The 22,946-nt window shown below is 65.5% G+C and carries 26 protein-coding genes and 1 pseudogene; 19 read left to right on the plus strand and 8 right to left on the minus strand.

Features of this window, described 5'->3' with window-relative positions:
- Window positions 1-24: 24 nt before the first annotated feature.
- Complete coding sequence (locus AB5I39_RS04240; RefSeq protein WP_404371573.1) at window positions 25-2,934, minus strand: M16 family metallopeptidase; 2,910 nt, start codon at window positions 2,932-2,934, stop codon at window positions 25-27.
- Window positions 2,935-3,021: 87 nt separating this feature from the next.
- Here AB5I39_RS04240 and AB5I39_RS04245 point away from each other — a divergent pair, with 87 nt between their 5' ends.
- The 15 genes from AB5I39_RS04245 (at window position 3,022) to AB5I39_RS04315 (ending at window position 13,454) form a co-directional block, all read left to right on the plus strand.
- Complete coding sequence (locus AB5I39_RS04245; RefSeq protein ID WP_404371575.1) at window positions 3,022-3,594, plus strand: NifU family protein; 573 nt, start codon at window positions 3,022-3,024, stop codon at window positions 3,592-3,594.
- Complete coding sequence (locus AB5I39_RS04250; protein ID WP_404371578.1) at window positions 3,594-4,187, plus strand: malonic semialdehyde reductase; 594 nt, start codon at window positions 3,594-3,596, stop codon at window positions 4,185-4,187. Before AB5I39_RS04245 ends, AB5I39_RS04250 begins: the two co-directional genes overlap by 1 nt.
- Window positions 4,188-4,208: 21 nt before the next feature.
- On the plus strand, window positions 4,209-4,829 hold the full coding sequence (tsaB, locus tag AB5I39_RS04255) for a tRNA (adenosine(37)-N6)-threonylcarbamoyltransferase complex dimerization subunit type 1 TsaB (RefSeq protein WP_404371580.1): 621 nt from the start codon (window positions 4,209-4,211) through the stop codon (window positions 4,827-4,829).
- On the plus strand, window positions 4,826-5,299 hold the full coding sequence (locus AB5I39_RS04260; RefSeq protein WP_404371583.1) for a GNAT family N-acetyltransferase: 474 nt from the start codon (window positions 4,826-4,828) through the stop codon (window positions 5,297-5,299). Before tsaB ends, AB5I39_RS04260 begins: the two co-directional genes overlap by 4 nt.
- 108 nt (window positions 5,300-5,407) lie before the next feature.
- Window positions 5,408-5,827, plus strand: coding sequence for a MucR family transcriptional regulator (locus AB5I39_RS04265; RefSeq protein ID WP_404371586.1), 420 nt, complete (start codon window positions 5,408-5,410; stop codon window positions 5,825-5,827).
- A gap of 106 nt (window positions 5,828-5,933) precedes the next feature.
- Entirely contained in the window at window positions 5,934-6,356 is a 423-nt protein-coding gene (locus AB5I39_RS04270; protein ID WP_404371589.1) for a Fur family transcriptional regulator, read from the plus strand.
- Between the two features lie 3 nt (window positions 6,357-6,359).
- Window positions 6,360-7,190 carry a lysophospholipid acyltransferase family protein gene (locus AB5I39_RS04275; protein WP_404371592.1) on the plus strand — a complete coding sequence of 277 codons (831 nt, stop codon included), beginning with the start codon at window positions 6,360-6,362 and terminating at the stop codon, window positions 7,188-7,190.
- A 69-nt stretch (window positions 7,191-7,259) separates the two neighbouring features.
- Window positions 7,260-8,573 carry a tRNA (N6-isopentenyl adenosine(37)-C2)-methylthiotransferase MiaB gene (miaB, locus tag AB5I39_RS04280; RefSeq protein WP_404371595.1) on the plus strand — a complete coding sequence of 438 codons (1,314 nt, stop codon included), beginning with the start codon at window positions 7,260-7,262 and terminating at the stop codon, window positions 8,571-8,573.
- A 63-nt stretch (window positions 8,574-8,636) separates the two neighbouring features.
- Window positions 8,637-8,783 (plus strand): hypothetical protein, encoded by a 147-nt coding sequence (locus tag AB5I39_RS04285; RefSeq protein ID WP_404371598.1) that lies wholly within the window; start codon window positions 8,637-8,639, stop codon window positions 8,781-8,783.
- Between the two features lie 202 nt (window positions 8,784-8,985).
- Window positions 8,986-9,987, plus strand: a complete 1,002-nt coding sequence (locus AB5I39_RS04290; protein WP_404371601.1) for a PhoH family protein — start codon at window positions 8,986-8,988, stop codon at window positions 9,985-9,987.
- Window positions 9,988-10,034: 47 nt separating this feature from the next.
- Window positions 10,035-10,289 (plus strand): type II toxin-antitoxin system VapB family antitoxin, encoded by a 255-nt coding sequence (locus AB5I39_RS04295; RefSeq protein WP_404371604.1) that lies wholly within the window; start codon window positions 10,035-10,037, stop codon window positions 10,287-10,289.
- Window positions 10,286-10,684, plus strand: coding sequence for a type II toxin-antitoxin system VapC family toxin (locus AB5I39_RS04300; protein ID WP_404371606.1), 399 nt, complete (start codon window positions 10,286-10,288; stop codon window positions 10,682-10,684). Before AB5I39_RS04295 ends, AB5I39_RS04300 begins: the two co-directional genes overlap by 4 nt.
- Window positions 10,681-11,190: an rRNA maturation RNase YbeY gene (gene ybeY / locus AB5I39_RS04305; RefSeq protein WP_404371608.1), complete on the plus strand. Its 510-nt coding sequence runs from the start codon at window positions 10,681-10,683 to the stop codon at window positions 11,188-11,190. Before AB5I39_RS04300 ends, ybeY begins: the two co-directional genes overlap by 4 nt.
- 9 nt (window positions 11,191-11,199) lie before the next feature.
- Window positions 11,200-12,123 carry a hemolysin family protein gene (locus tag AB5I39_RS04310; protein ID WP_404371610.1) on the plus strand — a complete coding sequence of 308 codons (924 nt, stop codon included), beginning with the start codon at window positions 11,200-11,202 and terminating at the stop codon, window positions 12,121-12,123.
- A gap of 5 nt (window positions 12,124-12,128) precedes the next feature.
- The gene (locus AB5I39_RS04315) at window positions 12,129-13,454 is read left to right on the plus strand and encodes a PQQ-dependent sugar dehydrogenase (protein WP_404371612.1); all 1,326 of its coding nucleotides are present in this window, start codon (window positions 12,129-12,131) and stop codon (window positions 13,452-13,454) included.
- Between the two features lie 115 nt (window positions 13,455-13,569).
- On the opposite strand, the gene AB5I39_RS04320 is transcribed toward AB5I39_RS04315, so the two are convergent.
- Together AB5I39_RS04320 and AB5I39_RS04325 are read right to left on the minus strand one after the other, a co-directional pair.
- Entirely contained in the window at window positions 13,570-13,872 is a 303-nt protein-coding gene (locus AB5I39_RS04320; RefSeq protein WP_404371615.1) for a polyhydroxyalkanoic acid system family protein, read from the minus strand.
- 10 nt (window positions 13,873-13,882) lie between these two features.
- Complete coding sequence (locus tag AB5I39_RS04325) at window positions 13,883-14,299, minus strand: VOC family protein (RefSeq protein ID WP_404371617.1); 417 nt, start codon at window positions 14,297-14,299, stop codon at window positions 13,883-13,885.
- A gap of 75 nt (window positions 14,300-14,374) precedes the next feature.
- Between AB5I39_RS04325 and lnt the strand changes: the two are divergent.
- Together lnt and metK are read left to right on the plus strand one after the other, a co-directional pair.
- Window positions 14,375-15,912: pseudogene (gene lnt, locus AB5I39_RS04330) on the plus strand (apolipoprotein N-acyltransferase).
- 75 nt (window positions 15,913-15,987) lie between these two features.
- Complete coding sequence (gene metK / locus AB5I39_RS04335) at window positions 15,988-17,205, plus strand: methionine adenosyltransferase (RefSeq protein WP_404371620.1); 1,218 nt, start codon at window positions 15,988-15,990, stop codon at window positions 17,203-17,205.
- Between the two features lie 6 nt (window positions 17,206-17,211).
- Here metK and AB5I39_RS04340 read toward each other — a convergent pair whose 3' ends face one another.
- Window positions 17,212-18,021, minus strand: a complete 810-nt coding sequence (locus AB5I39_RS04340) for a formate/nitrite transporter family protein (RefSeq protein ID WP_404371623.1) — start codon at window positions 18,019-18,021, stop codon at window positions 17,212-17,214.
- A 105-nt stretch (window positions 18,022-18,126) separates the two neighbouring features.
- Window positions 18,127-18,519 carry a hypothetical protein gene (locus tag AB5I39_RS04345; RefSeq protein ID WP_404371626.1) on the minus strand — a complete coding sequence of 131 codons (393 nt, stop codon included), beginning with the start codon at window positions 18,517-18,519 and terminating at the stop codon, window positions 18,127-18,129.
- A 118-nt stretch (window positions 18,520-18,637) separates the two neighbouring features.
- Between AB5I39_RS04345 and AB5I39_RS04350 the strand changes: the two genes are divergently transcribed.
- On the plus strand, window positions 18,638-19,318 hold the full coding sequence (locus AB5I39_RS04350; protein ID WP_404371628.1) for a tRNA (guanine(46)-N(7))-methyltransferase TrmB: 681 nt from the start codon (window positions 18,638-18,640) through the stop codon (window positions 19,316-19,318).
- Here the strand turns inward: AB5I39_RS04350 and AB5I39_RS04355 are convergent.
- On the minus strand, window positions 19,303-19,584 hold the full coding sequence (locus AB5I39_RS04355; RefSeq protein ID WP_404371631.1) for a UvrB/UvrC motif-containing protein: 282 nt from the start codon (window positions 19,582-19,584) through the stop codon (window positions 19,303-19,305). The genes AB5I39_RS04350 and AB5I39_RS04355 overlap by 16 nt on opposite strands.
- A gap of 32 nt (window positions 19,585-19,616) precedes the next feature.
- Complete coding sequence (locus AB5I39_RS04360; protein ID WP_404371634.1) at window positions 19,617-20,696, minus strand: GNAT family N-acetyltransferase; 1,080 nt, start codon at window positions 20,694-20,696, stop codon at window positions 19,617-19,619.
- Between the two features lie 85 nt (window positions 20,697-20,781).
- Here AB5I39_RS04360 and AB5I39_RS04365 point away from each other — a divergent pair, with 85 nt between their 5' ends.
- Complete coding sequence (locus AB5I39_RS04365) at window positions 20,782-21,234, plus strand: DUF2721 domain-containing protein (protein WP_404371637.1); 453 nt, start codon at window positions 20,782-20,784, stop codon at window positions 21,232-21,234.
- A 120-nt stretch (window positions 21,235-21,354) separates the two neighbouring features.
- On the opposite strand, the gene AB5I39_RS04370 is transcribed toward AB5I39_RS04365, so the two are convergent.
- Window positions 21,355-22,935, minus strand: a complete 1,581-nt coding sequence (locus tag AB5I39_RS04370) for an amidase (protein ID WP_404371640.1) — start codon at window positions 22,933-22,935, stop codon at window positions 21,355-21,357.
- Window positions 22,936-22,946: the final 11 nt, after the last annotated feature.

Genomic DNA, 22,946 nt, shown 5'->3' on the forward strand with positions numbered 1-22,946 from the left:
CGCGCGCCCGCGAAATAGCTCCCGCTATTTCTTGGGTTCGCTCGCCGCGCTCGCCTTTGGAACGACCTCCAGCGTCCAATCCCGATCCGGCCGCAGATACTTCGCCGCCGTCTCCTGCAGCTCCGCCGCGGTCATGTTGGTGATGTCGCTGTACAGCCGCTTCAACGCCTCGATCCGCACCGGATCGTACACCGCGCCGTCGAGCTGGTTCATCCAGAACTGGTTGCCGGTCGATTGCCGCATGATCGATTGCTGCATCGGGCCGATCGTCCGCTTCAGCTCGTCATCGTCGATTGGCTTCGCGACCAGTTCGGCGGCGATTTCGCGCGAGAGTTTGAAGAACAACGGGATGTTCTCCGGCGCGACCTGGCCGATCGCCAGCATCCGCCCGCCGCTCGGCATGCCCGTAGGCCAGGAGCTGCTGACGTTGGGGCTGTAGCTCGCGCCTGCTTGCGAGCGCAGCCGATCAAACAGGCGGTCGCTGAAGATCGCCGCGAGCACATCGAGACGCCGCGATTCGGTGGCACCCTCGACGCCGCCGCCGGTCGGCCAGGCGATCACCGCCGCCGCCTGGTTGTCCGGGCCGTTGTGCGTCAGCACTACCGGCGTCGCGTTGTGCGCGGGGAAGCGCACCGGCGGCGGCACAAAATTGGCGGGCGCGGTGCGCGGCGGGATCGCGCCGAGCGTCTTCTGCACCGCCGCGATCGCGACATCAGCCTTGATGTCGCCGAACACCATCACCTCGACCGGGCCGGTCTTCAGCAGCGGCTCCCACAGCGCGCGGAACGAGTCCGGCGTGGTCGCCTCGATCGCCTTCAGGCTCGGCGTGCCCCAGCGCGGGTCGCCATCGTGCAGCAAGCGTTCGAGATCGCGGCTCAGCACGCCGGTCGGCGAGGAATCGAACGACGCATAGCCCGCTTGCGCCGCCACGCGCGTGCGATTGACCGGGGCCGGGTCCCAGCCCGGCGCAGTGATCGCCGCCGCGATCAGCCGCAACTGATCGGGCAGATCGGTCGGCGAGGTCAGCGCGTTGTAGGTGAACGCATCCTCATCGATCCCGAAATCAAGCCCGATCCGGCGGCCCTGCACCAGCGCCTCGATATCGCCTTGCTTGAGCGTACCGATGCCGCCTGCGGTCAGCGTGCCATCCGCTGCCCAGGCCGGAGTCTCGCGATCGGCGGGAAGCGCATTGTAGCCACCACCGAAGCGCACGCGGACATAGACGCGGCTGTCCTCCGACGTGGTCGGATAGATCAGCACGCGGATGCCGTTCGACAGATTATATTCCTGCATGTCGAATTCGCGGATCGGTGTGTTCGACACGATCGTGGCGGGCGGCCCGAGCTTGGGCAGCTTGGCGAAGGTGACGTTGGCCTGCGACGTGCGCTTGCCCGCCAGGCCCTTCACATCGGCCTTCAGCGCAGTGGCGAGGCTCGTCTCGATCCCCGCTTCGGGCGCAGGGGTCGAGATCAGCGCGCGCAGCGTCCCCTGGAAAAGGCGGCGGGTGGAGGCGAGGATCTTGTCGGGCGCGAAGAAGCCCTTCTTCTCGGCGTCCGCAAACACCTTCTGGATGACATAGGGCGCGGTCGTCGTCTCGCGAATGTCGAGCGCCTGGACCATGTCGTCGGCTTCCTTTGACCCCGCCTCCGCGCGGTACGTGTCGACGAGCGTCTTGTACTGCACGCGTTGCTCGGCCAGTTCGCGCTCGATCTCGACCTTGGTCGGCGGGGAGGCCTGCGCATCGGCGATCACCGCGCGCACGTCCTTCAGCGCCTGTTCCCAGGCGGTGCCGACCGGCAGGATCGAAATCGAGGTGACATTGGCCGAGCGCGACGGATCGTCGAGCCGCACGCCCGCCTGCAGATAGCTGCCACCGGTGCGCGCCCGCGTTTCCAGCCTCCGGTTGATGACGGCAAGCGCGATGAAATCGGCCAAGCGCTTCTGGTTGAAGACGACGGTGTCGTCATTGTAATGCCACGGCCGTACATAAGCGACCTGGATCAGCGCCGGGATGCTCGGTTCGACGACCGCCTTGGTCGCGGTTTGCTTGGGGTCTGGCTGGCCGAAATCGGGATCGGCGGGGGCCGGGCCGACGCCCTTCCAATCGGCGAAGTGCCGCGCGATCATCGTCTCGAGCTTGGCCGGATCGAAGTCACCGGCGATGACGACGACCGCGCGTTCCGGGCGATACCAGCGATCGTGGAACGCGCGCACGCTCTCGGCGGTCGCGGCCTGCAATTCCTTGACGTGGCCGATCGGCGAACGGTCGGCGAGCGGCTGCCCGGCGAAGAAGGTCGATTGGACCGCATCGCCCAGGCGCACCTGCGGGCCCGGTGCCTCACGCTGTTCGGCGAGCACGGCGGGACGCTCGGCATTGAGCGCAGTCGCGTTGATGGCGGGCTTGGATACCATGCCCGACAGGATCTTCAGGCTCTCATCGATCCCGGCCTCGGTCGCACTCGGCAAATCGAGTTTGTAGACGGTCTGGGTCGGCGTCGTCTGGGCGTTGGTGTCGGAGCCGAAGGTGGTGCCCATCCGCTGCCACACACGCTTGGCTTCGCCATCAGGGACATATTCCGAACCGCGGAAGGTGAGATGTTCGATCAGATGCGCATAGCCGCGCTCGGGATCGGTCTCCATCAGCGAGCCGACATCCATCCGCACACGCACCGAAATCTGCCCCGGCGGCACCCCGTTCTTGCGCACCGCGTACCGTACGCCGTTCTTCAACGTGCCGAAATGCCATGCCGGATCGGGCGTGATGTCGCTGCCCTTATAGAGCCAGGCGGCGCGGCTGACGATCGCGGCATCGGCGCTGTCGGTCGGCTTGGCGGCTGGCGCGGGTGCGGCGGGAGGCGCTGCCTGTTCGGGCGCGGCACCGATGACGAGAAAGGACAGGAGGGCGAGGCGCGTCGAACGCAAGAACACGGTCATATTTGCAACGATAGCGCCGGAAACCGTGGACCGCCAGCCACGCACATCACTCTTGCACTCGCCTGCCCTCAGCGCCACATGCCGTGCATGTTGATCGAAACCGAAACGACGCCGAACCCGGCGACCCTGAAATTCCTGCCTAATCGCATAGTGATGCCGACCGGCACGCGCGATTTCGTAACGCCCGAGGAGGCCGAGGCCTCGCCGCTCGCGGAAGCACTCTTTGCATTGGGTGACGTGACCGGCGTCTTTTTCGGGCGCGATTTCGTATCGGTTACGGCGGCGTCGGGCGTCGCCTGGAGCGATTTGAAGCCCGAAATTCTTGGCGTGATGGTCGATCATTTCAGCGCAGGCACGCCGCTGTTCAAACCCGCTAGCGCCGGCGGCATCGCGGTCGCGCCGGAGGAAAGCTTCAATGACGATCCCGCCGATGCCGACATCGTCGCGCAGATCAAGGATCTGATCGAAACGCGCATCCGCCCCGCGGTCGCCAATGACGGCGGCGACATCGTCTATCGCGGCTTCGACAAGGGCAAGGTGTTCCTGGCGATGCAGGGTGCATGCGCGGGTTGCCCGTCGTCCAGCGCGACGCTGAAGAACGGGATCGAACAGCTCCTGAAATATTATGTCCCCGAAGTCACCGAAGTGAGAGCCGTTTGATGAAGACCGCCCTGCCCGACGCATCGCTCGACCAGCTTTTTCGCACCGCGCGGACCTACAACGGCTATACCGATGCGCCCGTCGCCGAGAGCGACCTGCACGCGATCTGGGATTTGATGAAATGGGGGCCGACCTCGGCCAACCAGCTTCCCGCGCGGCTGATCTGGTGCACGAGCGCCGCGGCGAAGGCCAAGCTCGCCGACTGCTGCTCGGCGCAGAACGCGCCCAAGATCCTGAACGCGCCGGTTTCGGTCATCATCGGCATGGACCGCGATTTCCACGAATATCTGCCCGAACTCTTCCCGCACGCCAATGCCAAGACGTGGTTCGACGGCAACGAGGCGCTGCGCGCGGAATTGGCGATGCGCAATTCGTCGCTGCAGGGCGCCTATTTCATCATGGCGGCGCGTGCGCTCGGGCTGGATACTGGCCCGATGTCGGGCTTCGATGCGGCCAAGGTCAACGCGGCCTTCTTTGCCGATACGCCGTCGGTAACGGTGAACTTCATCTCGACGCTTGGACACGGCGATCCGGCGACGATCTACGGGCGTTCCCCGCGACCCGATTTCGACAAGTTCAACAGCGTCGCCTGATCCGGTTTGCGCCCCCTTCCCGTGCGCACTTTGGTCATCGAAACCGCGACGGCCGCCTGTTCGGTCGCGCTGATCGAGAATGGCGTGGTGATTGCCCGCGCGCATGAGACGGTCGGGCGCGGCCATGCCGAGCATTTGATCCCGATGATCGCGCGCCTGCCCGATGGCGGCCGGGCTGGGCACATCCTGGTCGATTGCGGGCCGGGCAGCTTTACCGGCATCCGTGTCGGCGTGGCCGCCGCGCGCGGGCTGGCGCTCGGCTGGGGCGCGACTTTGGCGGGCTATTCGTCGCTCGCCGCGCTCGCCGCGCGGGCCTTTGCCGATGGCGCGACGGCGGACGAGCTTGCGGTCGTACTGGAAGGGGGGCATGGCGAGGTGTTTATGCAGAGCTTCGCGATGCCGCTTAGTGCGACCCAGGACCTCGTCTCGCTCCGGCCCGACGCCGCACTTGCGGCACTCGGCGGGCGCATCGCGGTGGGCAACGGGGTCCGTCACCTGACCGGTCTCGACGCTTCGCTGGAGGTGCAGGATCGCCTTCCCGAAGCCGCCGACGCCGTATTTCTCCCCAGCGCCTTCACCGTTTTGGAGCCCAAGCCGCTCTACGGCCGAGCGCCTGATGCCAAACCGATGGCAGCGGCATGAGCACGATGGTGCGGATCGATTTGCGCAGCGGCGCCGTCGCCGATCTGGCGATAGTCGATCGCCTGATGCGCGATGCGTTCGAGCCGCGCTTCGGTGAGGCTTGGACGCATAATCAAGTACTTGGGTTGATGGCGATGCCCGGTGTCTGGCTAACTATTGCTGAAGTGGACGGGACGCCAGCCGGCTTTGCTTTGTCGCGCCGCGTACTCGACGAAGCCGAATTGTTACTGCTTGCGACCGGGCAGGTGTTCCGCCGTCGCGGTGTTGGCGCGGCTTTGCTGCGTTCCGTGATCAGCGATGCCGGAATGCAGGGCGCCCGCACGCTGCATCTGGAGGTGCGCGACGGCAATGATGCGATCAAACTCTACCGCGCTTCAGGTTTCGCCAAAGTCGGGCAACGTCGCCATTACTATCGCGGTGTTGATGGGCAGGCATTCGATGCTTTGACCTATCGCCGCGCGCTTTCGTGAAACTCTTGTCATCTGTTATAATACGTATTGCTTAAATCACTCTAAAAGATGATAGGCACCGCGCTGGCGGTGTGTAATTGCCGTCCGAATTGGAGTGAAAGGATTTTTATGGAAACCATGAACGAGCTTCAGGAGACGCTGATCGCGCTGACCGCAGATATCGTCGCCGCCCATGTCAGCAACAACAGCGTTGCGGTGTCGGATCTTCCGGTCTTGATCGCGCACGTTCATGGTGCCCTGAGCGGCCTTGGTGGTCCGGCACCGGTCGAAGTTGCCAAGCAGGAACCCGCAGTTTCGGTGCGTTCCTCGATCAAGCCCGACTTCATCGTTTGCCTGGAAGACGGCAAGAAATTGAAGATGTTGAAGCGTCATCTCATGACGCATTATCAGATGACCCCCGAGCAATATCGCGCGAAGTGGAACCTCCCCGCCGATTACCCGATGGTCGCCCCGAATTACGCCGAACAGCGTCGTACGCTGGCCAAGAAAATCGGCCTCGGCACGAAGCGCCGCAAGACCGGCCGCTAAAGCCCAGCACGACAGTCCTCTCCCCGATCGGGGAGGGGGCTGCCAGCGCGTTATTGCGAATCACTCTCCTCTTTCGCAACAAGCCCAAAGCGCCTACACCCGGCTCATGGCGCGAAAGATCGATCTCGAAGCTCTGTGTGCGGAAAAAGGCCTGCGCATCACCGATCAGCGCAAGGTGATCGCGCGCGTCCTCTCCGATGCCGAGGATCATCCCGACGTCGAGAAGGTCTATGAACGCGCTTCCGCGATCGACCCCGGCATTTCGATCGCCACCGTCTATCGCACTGTCCGCCTGTTCGAAGAGGCCGGGATCCTCGACCGTCATGATTTTGGCGATGGCCGTGCACGCTACGAACCTGCGCCCGAGGCGCATCACGATCATTTAATCGACGTGGAGACGGGCAAGGTGATCGAGTTCGTCGATCCCGAACTCGAACAATTGCAAAAGGCAATTGCCGAACGCCTCGGCTTCCGCCTGGTCGATCACCGAATGGAGCTGTACGGCGTCGCGCTCGACCGCAAAGGCTGAACCGTGACGATCAGCCCGCAAGAACGCGCGGCCGCCGCGGCGGGCACGCCGCCTAAGCTCAGCTGGATTGCTTTCGCCCGGTTGTGGACGCGCATTCTGCTGCTGGCCCTGCTGCTGATCCTGCTGGTCCCACCGCATTACCTGTGGCGTATCCTGCACATCTCCTCCCCCTGGCCGCGTTACTATCTCGGCACGGCCGCGCGGATCTGTGGCGCGCGGGTGAAGGTGAAGGGGACGGCGCTGCGGCGCGACGTGTTCTACATCTCCAATCATGTAAGCTGGGTCGATATTCTGGCGATCGCCGGCGCAAGCGGCACCGCGTTCGTGGCCAAGGCCGAAATCCGCGATGCACCGGTGGTTGGCTGGCTCGCCACGCTGAACCGCACGGTTTTCGTCGAGCGGGAGGATCGGCTGGGCGTCGCCGAGCAAATCAACCGCCTGCGCGACGCATTGGCCGAGACGTGGTCGGTCACCGTTTTCCCGGAGGGCACCACCACCGACGGCCGCTCGCTCTTCCCGTTCAAGACGCCGATGCTCAAGGTGCTCGAACCGCCACCGCCGGGCGTGCTGGTCCAGCCGGTGCTGCTCGATTATGGCGCGGTCAGCGAGGAAATCGCATGGATGGGGGTCGAATCCGGCAAGGACAATGCGGTTCGCATCCTGGCCCGCCCCGGCACTTTCCGCGTGACCGTCACCTTCCTGGAGCCTTTCCACCCGCGCGATTTCCCGGGCCGCAAGGCCATCGCCGCGGAAAGTCGCCGCCGGATCGAGGAGGCTTTGGTTGCCGCGATCGGGCGGCCGCTGGTCCCTTTTACGGGCCATCCGCAGCCTTGAACGAACGGCGGGTGCGGGTTCACGCGACAGGGTTCTTTCCGCCGCAACACCCGCTATAGCGCCCACATCATGAAACCCGCGCCCAAAACCTATGCCGTCAAGTCGTTCGGCTGCCAGATGAACGTCTATGACGGGGATCGCATGGCCGAGCTGATGGCCGCGCAGGGGCTGACCCAGGCGGAGCCCGGCGAGGCCGATCTGGTGGTGCTCAACACCTGCCACATCCGCGAAAAGGCCACCGAGAAGGTCTATTCCGACATCGGTCGCCTGCGCAAAGACGCCGCCAAGCAGGGCCGCGCGCCGATGATCGCTGTCGCCGGCTGCGTCGCGCAGGCCGAAGGCGCGGAGATCGTGCGCCGTGCCAAGGTCGATGTCGTGGTCGGCCCGCAGGCCTATCACAACCTGCCGCAACTGGTCGCGCGCGCGGCAAGCGGCGAGGCGGCGCTCGATACCGACATGCCGATCGACATGAAGTTCGGCCACCTCCCCGCACGCCGCCGCGTACCGCCGAGCGCTTTCCTGACGGTGCAGGAGGGATGCGACAAGTTCTGCACCTATTGCGTCGTCCCCTACACACGCGGCGCCGAAGTCTCACGCGGCTGGAGCCAGATCGTCGACGAAGCGAAGGCGCTGGTCGATGCGGGCGCGCGCGAGATCACCTTGCTCGGTCAGAATGTGAATGCGTGGGAGGAGTCGGGCAAAGGACTGCACGACCTGATCGCCGAACTCGACAAGATCGAGGGGCTGGCGCGCATCCGCTACACCACCAGCCACCCCAACGACATGACGCAAGGCCTGATCGACGCGCACGGCCGGATCGAGAAATTGATGCCGTTCCTCCACCTGCCGGTACAGGCAGGCAGCGACCGCATTCTGAAGGCAATGAACCGCAGCCACAGCCGCGACTCCTACCTCCGCCTGCTGGAGCGCATCCGCGCCGTCCGCCCCGACATCGCGCTGTCGGGCGATTTCATCGTCGGCTTTCCGGGCGAAACCGAGGCCGATTTCGCGGAAACGCTCAGCCTGGTCGATGCGGTTGGTTACGCACAGGCGTACAGCTTCAAATATTCGCCCCGCCCCGGCACCCCAGCCGCGACGATGGGCGATCAAGTGGCCGAAGACGTGATGGACGACCGCCTGCAGCGCCTGCAAGCGGCGCTCAACCGCGATCAGACAGCGTTCAACGCGGCAACGGTGGGCCGCACGTGCCAGGTCTTGCTCGAACGGAAGGGCAAGTTGCCCGGTCAATTGATCGGCAAGTCACCCTGGCTGCAATCGGTCCATCTGATCAGCGACGCCGCGATCGGCGATCTGGTTGAGGTCAAATTGGCCGAGGCCGGCGCGAATTCGATGGCGGGTGTGCTGGCGCAAGCGGAAGCCTGATCCTCCCCGCCCTGGGAGGCCAAAGCTCTCGACATCGCCCCCCACAATCCCCACAATAGGATCATGCACAAACCCGCCCCGACCGATCTCGTGCCGCCGCAATGGAAGCGCAATCCCATTGGTTTGTGGGTTTATATTGCGGTGGGCGTGGTGATGATCCTGTGGTCCGGCGCGCGGATCGTGCTCGAACGGATCGGACTGGGCCGCTGAACGCGCGCGCGCATCGCCCGATCGCATCCGCACCGCACTTTCCCCTGTCCTACAAGCCCGCGCTCTGTCAGACTCGGTCCCGGATGCGCTTTGTCTCCCTGCCTGGTTCGCCCGCCCGCACCCGCCCCGGTGCCCGCCCGCAATACCCTTCCGAGTGGCACTTTCGCAACTTTCCGCGTACCCGATCGAGCAAAGGAACCGTATGAGTCGCAAGCCCACCCCTGCGCAATCCGGCGACCGCAGCCGGACCGAGTTGGTGTTCGACCGCCCGCAATTGATGGCGCAGCTGTTCGGTGAGTTCGACAAGAATCTGCTCGCGCTGGAAAGCCGCCTCGGCGTCTACATCACCGCGCGCGGCAATAAGGTCGGGCTGGAGGGCACCGCCGAATCGGTCGCGCAGGCGCGTGACGTGCTGCACGGCCTGTACAACCGCATCAGCCGCGGCGAAGTGGTCGATACCGGACTGATCGAGGCGGTGATCGCCATGTCGGCCGAACCCACGCTCGCCGGCATCATCCAGGCCGATACCGGCGGCGGCGCGCCGCAGATCATGATCCGCACGCGCAAGAAGACCATCGTCCCGCGCACGATGGCGCAAGCGCATTACATGCGGCAATTGCTTAACAACGACATCATCTTCGCGCTCGGGCCGGCGGGCACGGGCAAGACCTACATCGCCGTCGCGCAAGCCGTCGCGCAACTCATCACCGGCAGCGTGCAGCGCCTGATCCTGTCGCGTCCGGCGGTGGAGGCGGGCGAGAAGCTGGGGTTCCTGCCCGGCGACATGAAGGAGAAGGTCGATCCCTATCTCCGCCCGCTGTACGACGCGCTCAACGACTGCCTGCCAGCCGAGCAAGTCGAGCGCCGCATCGCCAGCGGCGAAATCGAAATCGCGCCGATCGCCTTCATGCGCGGACGCACGCTGTCCGACGCCTTCATCATCCTGGACGAGGCGCAGAACACCACGCCGGCGCAGATGAAGATGTTCCTCACCCGCTTCGGCGAGAACAGCCGCATGGTGGTGTGCGGCGATCCAAAGCAGACCGACCTTCCCGGCGGCATGAGCGCGAGCGGCCTGAACGACGCGGTCGGTCGGCTGGAGGGCGTCGAAGGCCTGTCGATCTGCCGCTTCGGCTCGGCCGACGTGGTGCGCCATCCGATCGTCGGGCGGATCGTCGAGGCATATGAGGGGAAGTCCGATTGACGGCAGGGATATCCTTCGGTAAATTTTAGGATATCCCGGAGGCTCCAATGGCGTCGCTTTACATCAAGAATCACGATACGGCCGATCTCGCGCGCGAAGTTGCCGCTTTGCTCGGAAGCAGTAAGACAGCGGCGGTGCATGACGCGCTGCTGCATCGTAAACGGGCTCTTGAGGCGGAGCGGACCCAGAGCGTTCACGATCGCTTCGCCGCGTGGCGGGCCGCGCATCCGCTGGGCGAGCCGACCGGGCTCGAAGCCGACAAGGCGTTCTACAATTCGCTAAACGACGAGGACGAGGATTGATCGCGTTCCTTGACGCATCCGCGATGGTCGCGATCATGACAAACGAAGCGGACGCCGTTGCCATCGAGCAGCGCTTTGGCGAGGCGGACGAAGTCCTGTGCTCGGCCATCTCGCTGTGGGAGACGACCCGCGCGATCGCCGCCAAGCGGACGGTTCCGGTCATCGATATCGTCACAGAAGTGGACTCGTTTATAAGTGACTTCGCCGTCCGGCTCGTCCCGATCGGCCCGACCGAGAGCCGTGCAGCGATCGAAGCCTATCATCGTTATGGCAAAGGCACTGGGCATCCGGCCAGGCTCAACATGGGCGATTGCTTTTCCTATGCCTGCGCCAAGACGAACGGCGCGCGATTGCTGTACAAGGGCAATGACTTTGCGGAAACGGACCTAGCATGATCCTCGTCGAACTCAGCCACGAAGAGATCTGGCCCGCCCACGACTGGGACACGCTCGCCACGCGCGCGGCGATGGCGGCGATCGCGCGCACCCCGCACGCCGAACTCGCCACGGGCCCCGCCACCGTCGAAATCTCGATCCGCCTGGCCGACGATGCCGAGGTGCAGACGCTCAACGCGCAGTATCGGCAGAAGGACAAGCCGACCAACGTCCTGTCCTTCCCCATGATCCAGGCCGATCTTCTCGATACGGTCGGGCAGAATTCCGACGATGGCGAGGTGCTGCTCGGCGACATCGTGCTCGCGTACGAGACCTGCGCGCGCGAGGCGGCGGAGAAGAACATCAGCGTTGCCGATCACGCCACGCATTTGATCGTGCATGGCACGCTGCATTTGCTAGGGTATGATCATATGGTCGGGACGGAAGCCGAGGCGATGGAGGCGATCGAAATCGATACCCTTGCCGCGCTTGGCCTCTCCGACCCGTATTTGCTCGAAGAGGATTGATCGCCCGCCATGTCCGAAGGACACAGTACCAGCGGCACCGCCAGCCATCTTGGCGGTGCCCAGCACAGTGAAACCAGCATCTGGCGCAGTTTCCGCAGCTGGATTTCGGGCGGTGCGCAGGACGATTCGCTCCGCGCCACGCTTGAAGAAGCGATCGACGCGCATGAGGACGATCCCGCCCCCGACAATAAGGGCGACCTTTCCCCGTTGGAGCGCACGATGGTGCGCAATCTGCTGCATTTCGGGGAGCGCGATGCGGGCGATGTCGGCGTGCCCCGCGCCGATATCGTCGCGGTCGAGGAACGCACCAGCTTTGCCGATCTGGTGAAGATCTTCGCGAGCGCGACGCACAGCCGCCTGCCGGTCTATCGTGGCGAGCTCGATACGATCATCGGCATGATTCACTTGCGCGACGTGTTCAAGATCATCGCGACCGACGCGCCCTACCCCGAAGATTGGTCGAGCCTGATCCGCGAGCCGCTCTACGTGCCGATGTCGCGCGGCGCGCTCGATCTGCTCGCCGACATGCGCACCAAGCGTGTCCACCTCGCGATCGTGCTCGACGAATATTTCGGGACCGAGGGTCTCGTCACGATTGAGGATCTAATCGAGGAGATCGTCGGCGATATCGAGGACGAGCATGACGCCGCGACCACCGCGCTGCTCAACCCGCTCGACGGCGGCGCCTGGGCAGCGGATGCGCGCGCCGAGCTCGAGGATGTCGGCGAGATCATCGATCCGCGGCTCGCCGAGGTCGATGGCGATATCGACACGATCGGTGGCCTCGCCGCCGTGCTGGCGGGGCACGTCCCGCAAGTCGGCGAATGCATCGTGCATCACAGCGGCTGGACGCTCGAAGTCGTCGCCGCCAATACGCGCCGCGTGCTGAGCTTGCGGCTGCACCCCCCAAAGCCCGAGCCCGAAGGCGACTGACCGCGATGCGCAAACATATCCTCATCATCCTGGCGATTGCGATCGTCCTGGGCGGCGGAGCCTTGTGGTGGGCGTTGCAGCCCGACCCCGCGCGCTTACCGATCACCGCGGTGCAGGGCGAGCGGCCCAAGATTTCGCCGCCGCGCGCGCAGACGATCCCAACGGTCGCCGTCGCCGATGCGGTCGGCTGGAAGAATGGCGCGATGCCGGTCGCCGCCGCCGGGCTACAAGTCGCCGCGTTCGCCAGCGGGTTGGAGCATCCGCGCTGGCTCTACCGCTTGCCCAATGGCGATATTCTGGTGGCCGAGACCAATTCGCCGCCGCGCGACAATGCTGGCATCGAAGGCATAGTGATGGGCTATCTGATGAAGAAGGGCGGCGCGGCCGTTCCCTCGCCCAACCGGGTCACCCTCCTGCGCGACACCAATGGCGACGGCGTGGCCGAGACGCGCACGGTGCTGATGAGCGGGCTCAATTCGCCGACCGGCATGGCGCTGATGGGCGGCTACCTCTACATCGCCAACACCGATGCGCTGGTCCGCGTGCCCTTCACGCCGGGCCAGACCAAGATCGACGCGAAGCCCGAAAAGGTCGTCGCGCTAAGCGGCGGCGGCAATCACTGGGCGCGCACGCTGCTCGCCGATCCTGATGGCAAATATCTCTATGTCGGGGTCGGATCGGCCACCAACATCGCCGAAAAGGGCATGAAGGCAGAGAAATATCGCGCCGCGATCCTGCAAGTCGATCCGCAAGCCAAGACCTTCCGCGTCTATGGCGCGGGCCTGCGCAACCCGCAGGGCATGGCGTTCGAGCCGAAATCGGGCGCGTTGTGGGTGGCGGTGAACGAGCGTGACATGCTCGGGTCGGACATCGTGCCCGATTACATCACCCGCGTCGGGATCGGCGACAATTTCGGCTGGCCGTGGTTTTATTGGGGCGGGCATCAGGATTTCCGCGTCGAGCCGGAAAACCCCGCACTGCAGGAATATTCGAAGCGTCCAGACTTCGCGATGGGCCCGCATGTCGCGGCACTTGGGTTAGCCTTTGCCAATGACGCGAAGCTGGGGCCGAAGTTCGCAAATGGCGCGTTCGTCGGTGAGCATGGATCGTGGAATCGCGTGCCGGTGTCGGGCTATAAAGTCGTCTACGTGCCCTTCGGCGACCGTGGCTTCCCAGTTAAGGGCACCAAGCCGGTGGACGTCCTGACCGGTTTCCTCAACGCCAAGGGCGAGGCGCAGGGTCGCCCCGTTGGCGTCATCACCGATGCGACCGGCGCGCTGCTGGTCGCGGACGATGTCGGCAATACGATCTGGCGAGTGAGCGCGAAGTAAGAGCTACGCTATCCCAAGTCCGTTCGTGCCGAGCGTGTCGAAGCACAGCGTGCCACAAGCACAGGGTCCCCTGTGGCAACCCGCCCTTCGACAAGCTCAGGGCGAACAGATGGCTTTACTCCAGCATCTTCGGCGCTTCCTTCGCCAGTTTCGCACGGATCTTGTCGGCGAACAGCGCCAGGAACGGCGGCAGATCGATCTCTGCCCGCACCTTGTCCGCTCCGACCGTCAACCGGCTCGCCACGCGCTGGCCCATTGCCGCGACGGTGAAGTGCATCGTGTCACCCTCCCAGCGGTGATCGACCGCGGCCCCGCCGGGGAACATGCCCGCAAGCTTGTCGATCCCGCCCGCCACGCGCGCCTTGCACGCAGCAAGGCCAAGTTTGTGGGGAATTTCCAGCGTAATCGGTTCGCTCATCAATCGATCCTCATTTCGCGAACAACATCGCATCATCGGCAAACGCCTTGAACTCGAGCGCGTTGCCGGAAGGGTCGCAAAAGAACATCGTTGCCTGCTCGCCGGGCTGATCGACGAAGCGAACATGGGGCTCGATGACAAAGCGCGTGCCCGCGGCCTTCAGCCGGTCGCTCAGCGCCCGCCAGTCGTCCATCGTCAGCACGACGCCAAAGTGCGGCACCGGCACGGCATCCCCATCGACCGGATTGGTGACCGCGACGGGTTTCGCGGCGGGATCGAGATGCGCGACGATCTGATGCCCGAACAGGTCGAAATCGATCCACGCGTCGGCGCTGCGTCCCTCCGGACAGCCGAGCATCCCGCCGTAAAAGGCGCGCGCGGCGGCGAGATCGTGAACGGGGAAAGCGAGGTGGAAGGGGCGGGTCATCGTGCGTCCCTATCAATCCGCAAGGATGGCGGGAAGGAATTGCCCCCAGGCGCATTCCACGCGATAGCCTTCACCATGTTCAAGCCCCCTGTCATCCTCTCACTTTTGCTCGGCGGCATCGCCGCGACGGGGTTTGCCCCGCTCGGGTGGTGGCCGGTTACGCTTGCCTGTTTCGCAGCGTGGATGGGGATTGTCCATGCGGCACCAAGCCTCAAGGCGGTGCTGTGGCGCGGGTGGCTGTTCGGGCTCGGGCACTTCACGGTCGGCAATTACTGGATCGCCAAGGCCTTCACCTTTCAGGACGCGATGCCGCAGGCGCTGGGGATCGTCGCGCCGGTGTTGTTGTCGGTGTACCTTGCGATCTTTCCGATGGCGGCGGGTGCGGTCGCGTGGCGCTTCCGGCGCGCGCAGCCCGATGCGGCGTTCGTGCTGATCTTTGCAGCAGCCTGGATCGCCACCGAATATATGCGCGGCACGATGCTGACGGGCTATCCGTGGAACCCGCTGTCGGAGATGTGGCTGCCGCTGATCGGTGTGGCTCGCGGGGCTCAATGGATTGGCACATACGCACTTTCCGGTATCGCCATCCTGAGCGCCGGGGGGGCTTGCTAGCGCTTCAGCGAGACTGGCGATTGCCTGCCCTCGTCGCAGGCCTGCTCATAGCTCTTGTCATCGGCTCGCTCGATCCCTCCGCATCGGCAACAGCGGTGGATATCGCCAACGCCCCCCGCATCCGCGTCGTGCAACCCAATCTCGACCAGGAACAACGCCCGCGTGACGATTATCCCGAGGCCAACCTCACAGCCCTCGCGAAACTCAGCGGCACCCCCGGCCCCGGCCCGCGCCTGATCGTCTGGCCCGAGGGCGCTCTCCGCTTCCTCCCGGAGGATGGCTACCCCGCGGCCTATTATTGGAAAGGCGCCCCCGCCGTTACCCGCGCGCGGATCGCCGCGTTGCTCGGCCCCAACGACATCGTGATGACCGGCGGCAACGCCCTAAAATTCGATCCCGCAGGCAATGTCACCGCCGCGACCAACTCGATCTTCGTGTTCGATGCAAAGGGCACCATCCGCGCACGCTACGACAAGGCGCATCTGGTGCCGTGGGGTGAATATCTGCCTGCGCGGCCGCTGATGTCGGCGATCGGCCTGTCGCGCCTCGTCCCCGGCGAGTTCGACTTCGCGCCCGGCAAGGGGCCGGAAACGCTATCGCTCCCGCCGTTCGGTGCGGTGGGGTTCCAGATTTGCTACGAGATCATCTTCTCCGGCGCGGTTGTCGACAAGGCGCATCGCCCCGCCTTCATCTTCCACCCGTCGAACGACAGTTGGTACGGCCCGTGGGGCCTCGCCGAACATCTCGCGCAAGCACGGATGCGCGCAATCGAGGAAGGCTTGCCTGTGATCCGCGCCACACCGACCGGCATTTCCGCAATCATCGATGCGCAAGGGCGCGTGCTCGCATCGATCCCAGCCGAGAAAGCCGGAGCGATCGAACTCCCGATCCCGCCCGCCGCCGCGCCCACGCTGTTCGCGCGCGTCGGCAACCTGATGGCTTTTCTTGTCGCCCTGATACTGGCGTTGTCCGCGATTGCGTTCCGCCGGTTCGCACGATAGGGGCACATATAAGGAAAGCTTTATATCAGGCATGGCAACGGCCGAAGCTCTCCTCAACTATTTGAGGATCAACACATGCGTTCCAGTTTTCTGTTCACCTCCGAATCGGTTTCGGAAGGCCATCCCGACAAGGTCGCCGACCAGATCAGCGACACCGTCGTCGATCTGTTCCTGAGCAAGGACCCCTATGCGCGCATCGCGTGCGAGACGCTGACGACCACCAACCTCGTCGTGCTGGCCGGCGAAATCCGCTGCAAGGGCGTGTATGAGAATGGCCAGTGGGCAGACGGCGCGCTCGCCGAGATCGAGGCGGCGGTCCGCAACACCGTGCGCGAGATCGGCTATGAACAGTCGGGCTTCCACTGGGAAACCTTCGCGTTCCACAACAATCTGCACGGCCAGTCGGCGGAAATCGCGATGGGCGTGGACGAAGGCGCGAACAAGGATGAAGGCGCTGGCGACCAGGGCATCATGTTCGGCTATGCGACCGACGAGACGCCGGGCCTGATGCCCGCGACGCTCTATTACAGCCACAAGATCCTCGAGCGGATGGCCGCCGATCGCCATTCCGGCGCGGCCCCGTTCCTCGAGCCCGACGCGAAGAGCCAGGTCACGCTGGAATATAAGGACGAAAAGCCGGTCCGCGCGACCGCGCTCGTCGTCTCAACTCAGCACGCCGCGGGCTATTGCCTGCAGGGCGACAATGCCAACCCGGCGCTCTACGACGAACTGCACAAGTACGTTAGCGGCGTGCTGCATGACGTACTCCCTGAGGGCTTCATCAGCGACGACACCGCGATCTACATCAACCCGACCGGTGCCTTTGAAATCGGCGGCCCGGACGGCGATGCGGGCGTGACCGGCCGCAAGATCATCGTCGACACGTACGGCGGTGCAGCCCCGCACGGCGGCGGCGCGTTCAGCGGCAAGGATCCGACCAAGGTCGATCGCTCGGCCGCTTATGTCAGCCGCTACATGGCGAAGAACGTCGTCGCGGCGGGCCTTGCACGCCGCTGCACGATCCAGCTCAGCTATGCGATCGGCATTGCCGAGCCGCTGTCGCTCTATGTCGATCTGCACGGCACCGGCACCGTTCCCGAAGCCAAGATCGAGGAAGTGCTGCCCAAGCTGGTCCGCCTGACCCCCAAGGGCATCCGCGAGCACCTGAAGCTTAACCAGCCGATCTACAAGCGCACGGCAGCCTACGGCCATTTCGGCCGCGAGCCCGATGCCGACGGCTTCACCTGGGAAAAGACCGACCTGGTCGACGCGCTGAAGGCGGCGGTGGCCTAAGCTGGACTAAGCGCCCTCCTCCCGCACCTGCGCGTGCGCGAGGAGGGCGAACAGCCCGGCACCGCCGAACAGATTGCCGAGCACCGCGGGCACGATGAAGGCAAACGCCTGTCCAGCCGCGATCTTACCGGAAAACAGCAGCAGAAACGCCTCGCTCGATCCGACGACAGAGTGGCTGAACCCGCCGATCGCGACGACATAGACGATCCCGAACACCACGAAGAACGCCTGTTCACGCGCATTGGGCAGCGTCCACGCGACGATCGCGATCAGGAACCCGGCCGGCACCGCATTGACGAACGTGCCGATCGCATCGTGATCGGTGATCTTCCCCGCCACCTCCAGCATCCCGGCGCGAAGCGTGTCATCGCCGAGCGCCAGACCAGCGAACGCCCCGGCGGCGAGCGCGGTGCCGATCAGGTTCGCGATCAGCACGATGCCCCAAAGCCGCGCCGTCCGCCCCGCTGCATCCCACGTCGGCCGGTTCACCAGCGGCAGCATCGCCGTCACCGTGCTTTCGGTAAACAATTGCATTCGCCCCAGAATCACGATCACGAACCCGATCGGATAGCCCATCGCCAGGATCAGCGGGCGCGCCGGGCCGGGCGCGCTGTGCGCCGCGATCGCGCCTTCGGCAACCAGCGACGCGTTGATTGCAAGGCCGCCCGCCAGCCCTGACCAGAACAGCGATCCCGCCGGCCGTTCGAGCTCCGCCTCCCCCTCCTCGCGCACGGCGCGATGCAGTTCGATGGCATTGGCCGCCTTCAGATCCTCGACCGACCCCGTCTCACCGCCATCCCGTTCCGTGTCCGCCATCGCCAAGCCCTGCGTTCGTTGAAGGGGTGTAACGACGGGCGCTGTTCTTCGATCCGTGGTGGTCAGATGCCGGAGCGCGGCTGCCGAAGGCGCGTCGCCCCGCCCTCAATACTCCGCGATCAGCGCGTCGGCGAAGCACCCGGCCAGACGCTGCGAGGGATGCCCGGCGCGGTCGCGTGCCCATTTGACCGTATCCGCGCGCTCGTCCGCCGCGATCACTCCGCCCCATGTATCGATCAGGCGATAGGCACCCTTCGCACCGCGCCGGTAAAAATAGACCCCCCGCTCCGCCTCGGTTGGCGTGGCCCAGACGAGCCGCCATGCCCCCTCCGAGAGGATCAGCGTCACGCCCGCCGGCTTGATCGTCTGCTTCGCGTCGCGCGCGATCCGCTTGGCCTCCGCCGCCCGGATCGTGGCGGTCAGCGGCTGGCGCAGCGCGCTGCACTCCATTGGAAGCGCCCGAGCCGCCAGCATCGTCGCCACCAGTGTCGTCAGCATCGCAATCCTCCTCCCATTTGTCGTTGCGCAATCGTATCATTTGCTCCGGCTCTCGTCGAACGGCGCGAAATCGGCGCGGCGCTTTGACCCGCGCGTACAAGCCGCTAGGGCAGCGCGGATGACCGATCCGATGACCACCCGCCGCCTCTATGGCCGTCGCCAGGGGCACAAATTGCGCCTCGGCCAGGCCGATCTCGTAGAGCGCCTGCTGCCCGAAATCAGCGTGCCCACCACCGGGCCGATCGACGCCACGACGTTGTTCGGCGAAGACCGCCCGCTCGAAGTCGAAATCGGGTTCGGCGCGGGCGAGCATCTTGCGGGCCAGGCCGCCGCGCGGCGCGAGACCGGGTTCATCGGGTGCGAGCCGTTCCTCAACGGGGTCGTCGGCGCGCTCACGCATGTCCGCGACGAGGCGCTCGACAATGTCCGGCTGCACATGGGCGATGCGCTCGACGTGCTCGAACGCCTGCCCGATGCGTCGTTGTCGCGCGTGTATCTGCTCCACCCCGATCCGTGGCGGAAGGCGCGCCACGCCAAGCGCCGCATGATCAACCACGGCCCGCTCGACCTGATCGCCGTCAAGCTGAAGCCGGGTGCCGAATTCCGGCTCGGCACCGACGATCCGACCTATTGCCGCTGGTCGATGATGATCATGAACCAGCGCCGCGATTTCGAATGGACCGCGAAAGTGCCCGCCGGCTTCCTAACCCGCCCCGACGACTGGCCGGAGACACGCTACGAACGCAAAGCCCGACGCCAGGGCCGCGAGGTCTGGTACTTCCGCTATGTGCGCGTCTGACCCCGCCGGGTCCCGCGTGTCATCGGATCGGGCTTCTTCGGCTTTTGCCAGCCCGGCGGCGGAGTCATACGTTGCTGGCTGCTACCGAGCCCCATCGCGCCCGGCTGCTGGCGGATGAGGTCGCTGGTGTCGGCGGCTTTCGCCTCGGCCGGGCTCGCGCCGCCGCGCAGCAGCGAGAGTTGGTCGCGCAAGCGCCGCGCTTCCTCGAAATCGAGGGCTTCGGCGGCGGCTTCCATGGCGATGCGCAGGCGTTCGATCTCGTCCATGCCGCTTCAACGCGGCGCGCGGGCTTTCGGCCTCACGCCGGGTTGCCGCTCGCGCTCCACCAGCCCTTGAGCATCCGCCCGACCAGCGCCGACAGGCCCGGCCGCACCAGCAGCCAGTCGCGCAGCGCCGGCCCCTGCACCGCGCCGATCGTCTGTTTATAGCCGCTGTCGCCCGCGCCCCAATCGACCGTCGCGATCCCAGCCGCGCGCGCGCGGACGAGGTTGCGATAATAGAGCAATTTGCCCGGCGAATGTTTGGCGAAGACGGGGTCGTAGCTGTTGGCGATGGCGTATTTGGTCGTGCCGCAGTCCATGTCGAAGGAGAAGGCCGCCGGTTGCCCGTCCACCGTTAGCACCGCCGCCGACAGCATCCGCGCCAGGACGGGGTCGCGCGCCACCTCGCGCCAGAAGGCGCCGTGCCCGGCCTCGGTGAACTTCGCGTCGCTGCCGTCGGTGCGCGCCGCGATCCAGCTTTTCTGTTCGACCGCCGCCATCGCATCGAACGTCGTCGGCCACGCGGTGGCTTCGGGAAAGCTCCAGTCCAGCGCGCCGTGATCGGCCAGATGCTTTTCGTGAAAGCGATTTTTGCGCAGGCTCGACCCGCGCGGCCATTCGGCTTGCTGCAGATCGAACACGTAACTGTCGGCGACGAAGCGATCGAGCACCGCCCAGCCCTTCGCCCGCGCGCGCGCCAGCAGCGGGGCCACCGCCGGATCGCCATCGCACACCGGCCCGATCCGAAGCGCCGTCACCGACCCGGCGAGCGCACCCAGCAACGCGTCGATCGCGCGCGGCCCCGCATCTGCGTGCATCGGAAAGCTGCGGAAGGGCCAGTAACTGCCCGGCACCGTCGCCACCCCGGCCGCGATCGGGCCGACCCGCACGAACGGCAACGCGATGACGGGCGCTTCGTCATCCTCGACCACGATCGTGCGCGCCGACCCGCCATAAGCCGCCAGCGCTGCCGCAAACCAGCCATAGCGCAGGAATGCGTGACTCGGCGCGGCCCCCTCCGCCACGGTATCGATCGCCCCCGCCAACCCATCGAGCACGACCGCGCGCGTCAGCGACGGCAAGCGCGTAAAATCGGCGAGGAACATTGGCTTAGTCATCTTGAGCCGGTTTTAGAGCGGCTTGGTTACCATTCTATGGAGACGCCCGCTTGCGCCGCACCGCGCCCCGCCGCAAAAGAGGCCGATGTATTCCTTTCCCGCCGTCACCACGATCGCGCAGACGATTCAGCTATCGCTCTCGCCGGTGTTCATGCTGGCGGGGATCGGGGCGTTGCTCAACGTGCTGGTCGGGCGGCTCGCGCGCGTCGTGGATCGTGCGCGCGCGCTGGAGGATTTGCACCCGCTGTCGAGCGGCCCCGAGCATGATCGCCACGTCTGGGAGCTGCGCCTGCTCGACCGGCGCATGTCGGTCATCAACCGCTCGCTGGTGCTCGCCACATCGAGCGCGGTGATGACGTGCCTCGTCGTCGCGCTGCTGTTCATCGCGGAGTTGGTGAAGCTCCATATCGGCACCGTCGTGGCGCTGTCGTTCATCCTGGCGATGGGGCTGCTGATCGCCTCGCTGATCAGCTTCCTGGTCGAGGTGCGGATTTCGCTCTCGGCGATCCACGTGCGGCAGGAATTGCTGGAGGGGTAAGCGCCGCGCCGTCACCCCGACCTTGTGTCGGGGTCCAGCGGGCGACGAGCGCTTCCGCTTGAAAATCGAGGATTACGCAGACGGCAAGGTGGCCCCGGCACAAGGCCGGGGTGACGACTATCACCGCGCGCCCGCCAACCCCGGCCCGGCGTCATTTGTCGCGGCATAGGTCGGCACCACGCGCGCCTTTGCCGCCTGCTCATACACATAGCCCGCATTCAGCACCGCCTGATCCGCCCAGGCGGTGGCGATAAACGACAGCCCCACTGGCACGCCGCGCACCAGCCCCATCGGCACGGTCAGATGCGGATAGCCGGACACCGCGGGCAGCTCGCTCGCCGAGGGACCGCTGAACTGGTCGCCATAGACCGTGTCGGACAGCCACGGCATGCCGTACGTAGGCTCGACCAGGATTGTCGCATTGGCTTTGGCCAGCATCGCGTCGATCCCCTCCTTGCCCGCAAGCCGCAGCGATTTCGCGCGGGCACCGAGATATTCGGGGTTGGCAAGGCCGCCGGTCTTTTCCGCCTCGATGAAGGTTTCCTGGCCAAAGAAGGGCATTTCCGTCGCGCGATTGGCCTCGTTGAAGGCAATCGCCTGCGCCAGCGTGCGCACCCTCACGGCCTTGGGCGTCGTGGCCAGATAGGCGTTCAGGTCGGCTTTGAGTTCGACATGCAGCACCTGTCCCTCGGCCTCGCCCAGCCCGGTGAGCTTGGGCTGTTCGACATCGACCAGCACCGCGCCCTGCGCCTTCAGCACGCCGAGTGCCGCTTCATACTGTGCCTTCAGGATGTCCGGCATGTCCGGGTGCAGCACCGCGACGCGCACGCCCTTCAGCGATGCAGTCTTCAGGCCCTCGACGAAGCTCGTCGGCACCGTGCGCGGCTGACGGGCGGTCGCCGCGTCGGCCGAATCGACACCAACCATCCCGGCGAACAGGATCGCAGCATCGTGAACGCTGCGCGCCATCGGTCCGGGCGTGTCCTGGCTATGGCTGATCGGCACGACATGGGTGCGGCTGACCCAGCCGAGCGTCGGCTTCAGCCCGACCAGCCCGTTCATCGAGGAGGGGCAGACGACCGATCCGTCAGTCTCCGTCCCCACCGCGACCGCGGCAAAGCTCGCCGCCACCGCCGCGCCCGATCCGCTCGACGAGCCGCAACTCGTGCGGTCGAGCGCATAGGGATTGCGCACCAGCCCGCCGACCGCGCTCCACCCGCTGATCGAATTGTTCGACCGGATATTGGCCCATTCGCTGAGGTTGGTCTTGCCCAGGATCACCGCACCTTGGGCGCGCAGATTGGCGACCAGCGGCGCATCGCGCAGCGTGACATTGTCTTTCAGCGCCAGACTCCCCGCCGTGGTCGCAATCGGATCCTTGGTCTCGATATTATCCTTGATCAGCACCGGCACGCCGTCGAGCGGGCCGAGCGGCTTGCCGCTCTTGCGCCGCGCATCGGCCGCGCGTGCCTGAGCCACCGCATCGGGGTTGACCGCGATCACCGATCGCAGCGTCGGCCCGGTGCGGTCCATACTGGCGATCCGTGCGAGATACGCCTGGGTGATCGCCTCGGACGAGGTGCCGCCCGTCATCATCGCCTGCAATTGGTCGATCGATTTCTCCTCCACCGCAGGCAGGGTCTGCGCCGCTGCGGGCGCTACGGTGGAGGCGAGCAGCAACGACAGGATGACGGTACGCATGGCGGTAACCC

This window comes from Sphingomonas sp. MMS24-J45, from assembly GCF_044881195.1.
Lineage (GTDB): Bacteria > Pseudomonadota > Alphaproteobacteria > Sphingomonadales > Sphingomonadaceae > Sphingomonas.